This is a genomic window from Alterirhizorhabdus solaris (assembly GCF_007785815.1).
GTDB classification, from domain to species: domain Bacteria; phylum Pseudomonadota; class Alphaproteobacteria; order Sphingomonadales; family Sphingomonadaceae; genus Alterirhizorhabdus; species Alterirhizorhabdus solaris.
Genome location: NZ_VNIM01000031.1, coordinates 34,268 through 40,687 on the forward strand (window position 1 = coordinate 34,268; position 6,420 = coordinate 40,687).

6 protein-coding genes are annotated in these 6,420 nt (G+C 66.7%); 5 read left to right on the plus strand and 1 reads right to left on the minus strand.

Annotation, left to right across the window (positions count from 1 at the left end; translation table 11 throughout):
• Position 1 precedes the first annotated feature (1 nt).
• The 5 genes from atpA to FOY91_RS09510 all read left to right on the plus strand — a co-directional run bounded on the left by atpA (position 2) and on the right by FOY91_RS09510 (position 6,014).
• Positions 2-1,531: a F0F1 ATP synthase subunit alpha gene (gene atpA / locus FOY91_RS09490; RefSeq protein WP_145150555.1), complete on the plus strand. Its 1,530-nt coding sequence runs from the start codon at positions 2-4 to the stop codon at positions 1,529-1,531.
• A 91-nt stretch (positions 1,532-1,622) separates the two neighbouring features.
• Positions 1,623-2,507 (plus strand): F0F1 ATP synthase subunit gamma, encoded by an 885-nt coding sequence (locus tag FOY91_RS09495; protein ID WP_145150558.1) that lies wholly within the window; start codon positions 1,623-1,625, stop codon positions 2,505-2,507.
• Positions 2,508-2,587: 80 nt separating this feature from the next.
• Positions 2,588-4,039, plus strand: coding sequence for a F0F1 ATP synthase subunit beta (atpD, locus tag FOY91_RS09500; protein ID WP_145150561.1), 1,452 nt, complete (start codon positions 2,588-2,590; stop codon positions 4,037-4,039).
• Positions 4,040-4,126: 87 nt separating this feature from the next.
• Positions 4,127-4,393: an ATP synthase F1 subunit epsilon gene (locus tag FOY91_RS09505; RefSeq protein ID WP_145150564.1), complete on the plus strand. Its 267-nt coding sequence runs from the start codon at positions 4,127-4,129 to the stop codon at positions 4,391-4,393.
• 118 nt (positions 4,394-4,511) lie between these two features.
• Positions 4,512-6,014 carry a TadA family conjugal transfer-associated ATPase gene (locus tag FOY91_RS09510; RefSeq protein ID WP_145150567.1) on the plus strand — a complete coding sequence of 501 codons (1,503 nt, stop codon included), beginning with the start codon at positions 4,512-4,514 and terminating at the stop codon, positions 6,012-6,014.
• A 7-nt stretch (positions 6,015-6,021) separates the two neighbouring features.
• On the opposite strand, the gene FOY91_RS09515 is transcribed toward FOY91_RS09510, so the two are convergent.
• Positions 6,022-6,420, minus strand: a 399-nt coding sequence (locus FOY91_RS09515; RefSeq protein ID WP_338062073.1) for an inositol monophosphatase family protein, incomplete at its 5' end; no start/stop codon positions are given.

Consider the following 6,420-nt stretch of genomic DNA (forward strand, 5'->3'; position numbering starts at 1 on the left):
AATGGATATCCGCGCCGCAGAAATCTCGAAGGTCATCCGTGACCAGATCGCCAGCTTCGGCAACGAGGCGCAGGTGTCCGAGGTCGGCCAGGTGCTGTCGGTCGGCGACGGCATCGCCCGCATCCACGGCCTCGACAACGTCCAGGCCGGCGAGATGGTAGAATTCTCGAACGGCATCAAGGGCATGGCCCTCAACCTCGAGGCCGACAACGTCGGCGTCGTGATCTTCGGCTCGGACAGCCAGATCAAGGAAGGCGATGTCGTCAAGCGTACCGGCACCATCGTGGACGTGCCGGTCGGCAAGGGCCTGCTCGGCCGCGTGGTCGACGGTCTGGGCAATCCGATCGACGGCAAGGGCCCGATCGTCGCCGAGAAGCGCAGCCGCGTCGAGGTGAAGGCCCCCGGCATCATCCCGCGCAAGTCGGTGCACGAGCCGGTGCAGACCGGCCTCAAGGCGCTCGACGCGCTGGTGCCGGTCGGCCGTGGCCAGCGCGAGCTCATCATCGGCGATCGCCAGACCGGCAAGACCGCCGTCGCGATCGACACCTTCATCAACCAGAAGAAGAGCCACGAGCAGGGCGACGACAGCAAGAAGCTGTTCTGCGTCTATGTCGCCGTCGGCCAGAAGCGTTCGACCGTCGCGCAGATCGTCCGCGCGCTGGAAGAGAATGGCGCGATGGAATATTCCATCGTCGTCGCCGCTACCGCCTCCGAGCCGGCGCCGCTCCAGTTTCTCGCACCGTACACCGGCTGCGCGATGGGCGAGTATTTTCGCGACAACGGCATGCACGCCGTGATCGTGTATGACGATCTTTCCAAGCAGGCCGTCGCCTACCGCCAGATGTCGTTGCTGCTGCGCCGTCCGCCGGGCCGCGAGGCCTATCCGGGCGACGTGTTCTATCTCCACAGCCGCCTGCTGGAGCGCGCCGCCAAGCTGAACGACGACAACGGCAACGGCTCGCTCACCGCGCTGCCGATCATCGAGACGCAGGCCGGCGACGTGTCCGCCTACATCCCGACCAACGTGATCTCGATCACCGACGGCCAGATCTTCCTCGAAACCGACCTGTTCTATCAGGGCGTGCGTCCGGCCATCAACGTCGGCCTCTCGGTCAGCCGCGTCGGCTCCGCCGCACAGACCAAGGCGATGAAGAAGGTCGCCGGCAGCATCAAGCTGGAGCTGGCGCAGTATCGCGAGATGGCCGCCTTCGCCCAGTTCGGTTCGGATCTCGACGCCTCGACGCAGAAGCTGCTGAACCGCGGCGCCCGCCTCACCGAGCTGCTCAAGCAGGCGCAGTACGCGCCGATGCCGTTCGAGGAGCAGGTCGTCTCGATCTTCGCCGGCGTGAACGGCTATCTCGACAAGATCCCGTCGACCGACGTGACCCGCTACGAGCAGGCGCTGCTGGCCGACGTGCGTTCGCGCCATGCCGATATCCTGACCACGATCCGCGAGAGCAAGGATCTGTCGCCCGAGACGACGACGAAGCTGAAGGATGCGCTCGAAGCCTTCGGCAAGACGTTCGCCTGAGCGGACCCCGTCCCCGCCCCCGGTTCCGTGCCGGGGGCGGGCGGCTCGCCAGCCTCGCTGGCATGACGTTTGAAGGTTAGACTGGAACACGATGGCCAGCCTCAAAGCCCTAAAGGTCCGTATCACCTCGGTGAAATCGACCCAGAAGATCACCAAGGCGATGAAGATGGTCGCCGCCGCCAAGCTGCGCCGCGCGCAGATGGCGGCCGAGCAGGGCCGTCCCTATGCCGAACGGCTCAACGACGTGATGGCGCGTCTCGCCGCCAAGGTCGTCGTGGGGCCGGAAAGCCCGCGCCTGCTCGCCGGCAGCGGCAAGGACCAGCTGCACCTGATCGTCGTCGCCACCTCCGAGCGGGGTCTGGCCGGCGCGTTCAACACCAACATCGTCCGCGCCGCGCGCAAGAAGGCGGACACGCTGATCGCGCAGGGGAAAACCGTGCGCTTCTACCTGATCGGCAAGAAGGGCCGCGCCGTGATCCAGCGGCTGTTCCCCGGCACGATCGTCCATCAGGTCGATCAGACGCACATCAAGAACGTCGCCTTCACCGACGCGCTCGAAGTCGCCCGCGATCTGACGACGCGTTTCCAGAACGGCGAGTTCGACGTCGCCCACCTGTTCTACGCCCGCTTCCAGTCGGCGCTGGTGCAGGCGCCGACCGAGCAGCAGATCATCCCGGTTTCGACCCCCGCCGCTGCCCCGCAGGCGAGCAACGTGGCCGCCGCCGCCGTGGAATATGAGCCGGACGAGGAAGCGATCCTCGCCGAGCTGCTGCCGCGCAACGTGGCGATCCAGTTGTTCCGCGCGATGCTGGAGAATGCGGCCTCAGAACAGGGCAGCCGCATGACCGCGATGGACAACGCCACGCGCAACGCCGGCGACATGATCAACAAGCTGACGATCGTGTACAACCGTACCCGCCAGGCGGCGATCACGACCGAACTGATCGAGATCATCGCTGGCGCGGAAGCGCTGTAGCGACGAAGATCGGCGCGGAAGCGCTCCAACCAGACCCGGCGCGCGAGCGCCCCGAACGACCCGCAGGCAAGGACCCCACGATGGCAACCGCCCCGACCACCAATTACACCGGCCGTATCAGCCAGATCATCGGCGCCGTCGTCGACGTGTCGTTCGATGGCGAGCTGCCGGCGATCCTGAACGCGCTGGAGACGCAGAACAACGGCACGCGCCTCGTTCTCGAAGTCGCCCAGCATCTCGGCGAGAACACCGTCCGCACGATCGCGATGGACGCGACCGAGGGGCTGACCCGCGGGCAGGAAGTACGCGACACCGGCTCGCAGATCCGCGTGCCGGTCGGCCCCGCCACGCTCGGCCGCATCCTGAACGTCATCGGCGAGCCGATCGACGAGCGCGGGCCGGTGAGCCGCGAGTTCACCAACCCGATCCACGCCGATGCGCCGCTGTTCGTCGACCAGTCGACCGAGAGCAGCATCCTCGTGACCGGCATCAAGGTGATCGACCTGCTCGCGCCCTACGCCAAGGGCGGCAAGATCGGCCTGTTCGGCGGCGCCGGCGTGGGCAAGACCGTGCTCATCCAGGAGCTCATCAACAACATCGCCAAGGGCCACGGCGGCGTCTCGGTCTTCGCCGGCGTCGGCGAGCGCACCCGCGAGGGCAACGATCTCTACCACGAGTTCCTCGATGCCGGCGTCATCGCCAAGGATGCCGACGGCAACCCGACGCCGGAAGGCTCCAAGGTGGCGCTGGTGTTCGGCCAGATGAACGAGCCGCCGGGCGCCCGCGCCCGCGTCGCGCTCTCCGGCCTCGCCAACGCGGAATATTTCCGCGACGTCGAGGGGCAGGACGTGCTGTTCTTCGTCGACAACATCTTCCGCTTCACCCAGGCGGGTTCGGAAGTGTCGGCGCTGCTCGGCCGCATCCCGTCGGCGGTGGGCTACCAGCCGACGCTGTCGACCGACATGGGCGCGCTGCAGGAGCGCATCACCTCGACCAACAAGGGGTCGATCACCTCGGTGCAGGCGATCTACGTGCCCGCCGACGATCTCACCGATCCGGCGCCGGCCACCTCCTTCGCCCATCTGGACGCGACCACCACGCTGAACCGCGCCATCTCGGAGCTGGGCATCTACCCGGCGGTCGATCCGCTCGACTCCACCAGCCGCGTGCTGTCGCCGGCCGTCGTCGGTCAGGAGCATTACGATACGGCGCGCGCCGTTCAGGAAGTGCTGCAGAAGTACAAGTCGCTGCAGGACATCATCGCGATCCTCGGCATGGACGAGCTTTCCGAAGAGGATAAGCTGATCGTCAGCCGCGCGCGCAAGATCCAGAAGTTCCTCAGCCAGCCGTTCCACGTCGCCGAGGTCTTCACCGGCATCCCCGGCAAGTTCGTGCAGATCGAGGATACCGTGAAGTCGTTCAAGGCGGTGGTCGACGGCGAGTACGATCACCTCCCCGAGGCGGCCTTCTACATGGTCGGCGGCATCGAGGAAGCGGTCGCCAAGGCGCAGAAGCTGGCCGAGGCCGCGTAAACGACCGCCGAGGCGTCTTTGCCAAGCATGAGCGGGCGACCCTCCGATCGATAGTCGGACGGTCGCCCGCATTTTTCAGGAACGACAATGGCAAACCTCCACTTCGAACTCGTCACGCCCGAAAAGCTGCTCCGCTCGGAGGACGTCCACATGGTCGTCGTGCCCGGCACCGAGGGTGATTTCGGCGTTCTCGCCGGCCACGCACCGTTCATGTCGGTCGTCCGTTCGGGCGAACTGACGATCTATTCCGGGCCGAACACCGTCTCCGGCAAGATCCACGTCGAGGGCGGGTTTGCCGAGGTGAACGAGCGCGGGTTGACCGTGCTGGCCGAGGCAGCGACCGAGCAGGCCTGATGCTTCCGCGCCGCCGTGCGGTTCGGCGGCGGGCTGGTAAGACATCGTAAAAGCTTGCCCGCTATTCACCATCACAGACGAGGCCCATCGGGGCACGGGATGTGAGGGTATTGACCGCATGAGCGCTTTCGGCCGACGCAGCGGCGTCACGGGCAACGCACAGCGTCCCTCCTTCGGCGTCGCGCGCCCGCTCCACGGCCCCGGCCCGGCGGAGAGCGGCGGCAGCCAGTTTCCGCCGATCGAAAGCCTCCCCTTCCCCGGTGAATCCGCCGCTCCGGCCGTGGGGCAGGACGCCATGGCGCGGCTCGCCAGCCGGCAGGATGCTTCGGGCGAGGCCGGCTCCTCCAAGGCCGAGGGGTTCGATGCCTCGGTCCACAAGATCAAGGAACAGGTCCTCCCCCGCCTGCTCGAACGGATCGACCCCGAGGCCGCCGCCACGCTCTCCAAGGACGAGCTGGCCGAGGAATTCCGCCCTATCATCGGCGAGGTGCTGGCCGAGCTGAAGATCACACTCAACCGCCGCGAGCAGTTCGCGCTGGAAAAGGTGCTGGTCGACGAATTGCTCGGCCTCGGCCCGCTGGAAGAGCTTCTCAACGATCCGCTCATCACCGACATCATGGTGAACGGGCCGGACCAGACGTACATCGAAAAGCGCGGCAAGCTGGAGATCGCCCCGATCACCTTCCGCGACGAGGAGCATCTGTTCCAGATCGCGCAGCGGATCGTGTCGAAGGTCGGCCGCCGGGTGGATCAGACCACGCCGCTGGCCGACGCCCGCCTGATGGACGGTTCCCGCGTCAACGTGATCGTGCCGCCGCTCAGCCTCAAGGGCACGGCGATCTCGATCCGCAAGTTTTCCGCCAAGCCGATCACGCTGGACATGATGGCCAAGGGCGGCAGCATGTCGGAGAAGATGGCGACGACGCTTAAGATCGCCGGGGCGAGCCGCTTCAACATCGTCATCTCGGGCGGTACGGGTTCGGGCAAGACGACGATGCTCAACGCGCTGTCCAAGATGATCGACCCGGGCGAGCGCGTCATCACCATCGAGGACGCCGCCGAGCTTCGCCTGCAACAGCCGCACTGGCTGCCGCTGGAAACGCGCCCCGCCAACCTGGAGGGCAACGGCTGCATCTCGATCCGCGATCTCGTGGTCAACGCGCTGCGTATGCGGCCGGACCGCATCATCCTGGGCGAGATTCGCGGCAGCGAGTGTTTCGACATGCTCGCCGCCATGAACACGGGTCACGACGGGTCGATGTGCACGCTCCACTCCAACTCTCCGCGCGAGGCGCTGGCGCGTATGGAGAACATGGTGATGATGTCCGACATCAAGGTGCCGAAGGAGGCGATCAGCCGTCAGATCGCCGACTCGGTGGACATGATCATCCAGGTGAAGCGCCTGCGCGACGGCAGCCGCCGCGTGACCAACATCACCGAGGTGATCGGGATGGAGGGCAGCGTGATCGTGACGCAGGAGCTGTTCAAGTTCGAGTATCTGGACGAGAGCGCCGAGGGCAAGATCGTCGGCGAGTATCGCGCGATGGGCCTGCGCCCCTATACGCTCGACAAGGCGCGCCAGTTCGGCTTCGACCAGCCGTATCTGGAAAGCTGCCTCTAACTGGGGTTCAGCGTACTACCGCCGCCGCCGCGCGCCCGGCCAGCCGCGCCACGGCGGCGTCGTGGATGCCGGGGGCGGTGGCGAGCACGCCGAACATCTCGCCCTTCGTGGAATTGTAGCGCAGCGGCTGGCCGCGCGCGTCTGTGACGGTGGCGCCCGCCTCCTGCGCGATCAGGGCGGCGGCGGCGATATCCCATTCATGCCCCCAGCGGAGCGAGGCGAGCAGATCCGCCTCGCCGCACGCGACCATCGCCATGCGCAGCGCAATCGAATTGGGTTTGGCGACCGTCACCAGATCGCCGTCCTGCTTCGGCAGCGAATCGGCGGGCACGCGCGCGCCGGGCAGCCTGTCGCGGTCGCGCACATGCACAGACACCCCGTTGCAGGTGGCCCCGCCCCCCGCCTC

Excerpts from the sequence above, each read along its gene's own strand:
- FOY91_RS09505 (WP_145150564.1), top strand. The coding sequence starts at position 4,127 with ATGGCAAACCTCCACTTCGAACTCGTCACGCCCGAAAAGCTGCTCCGC.
- atpD (WP_145150561.1), top strand. The coding sequence starts at position 2,588 with ATGGCAACCGCCCCGACCACCAATTACACCGGCCGTATCAGCCAGATC.
- atpA (WP_145150555.1), top strand. The coding sequence starts at position 2 with ATGGATATCCGCGCCGCAGAAATCTCGAAGGTCATCCGTGACCAGATC.
- FOY91_RS09510 (WP_145150567.1), top strand. The coding sequence starts at position 4,512 with ATGAGCGCTTTCGGCCGACGCAGCGGCGTCACGGGCAACGCACAGCGT.
- FOY91_RS09495 (WP_145150558.1), top strand. The coding sequence starts at position 1,623 with ATGGCCAGCCTCAAAGCCCTAAAGGTCCGTATCACCTCGGTGAAATCG.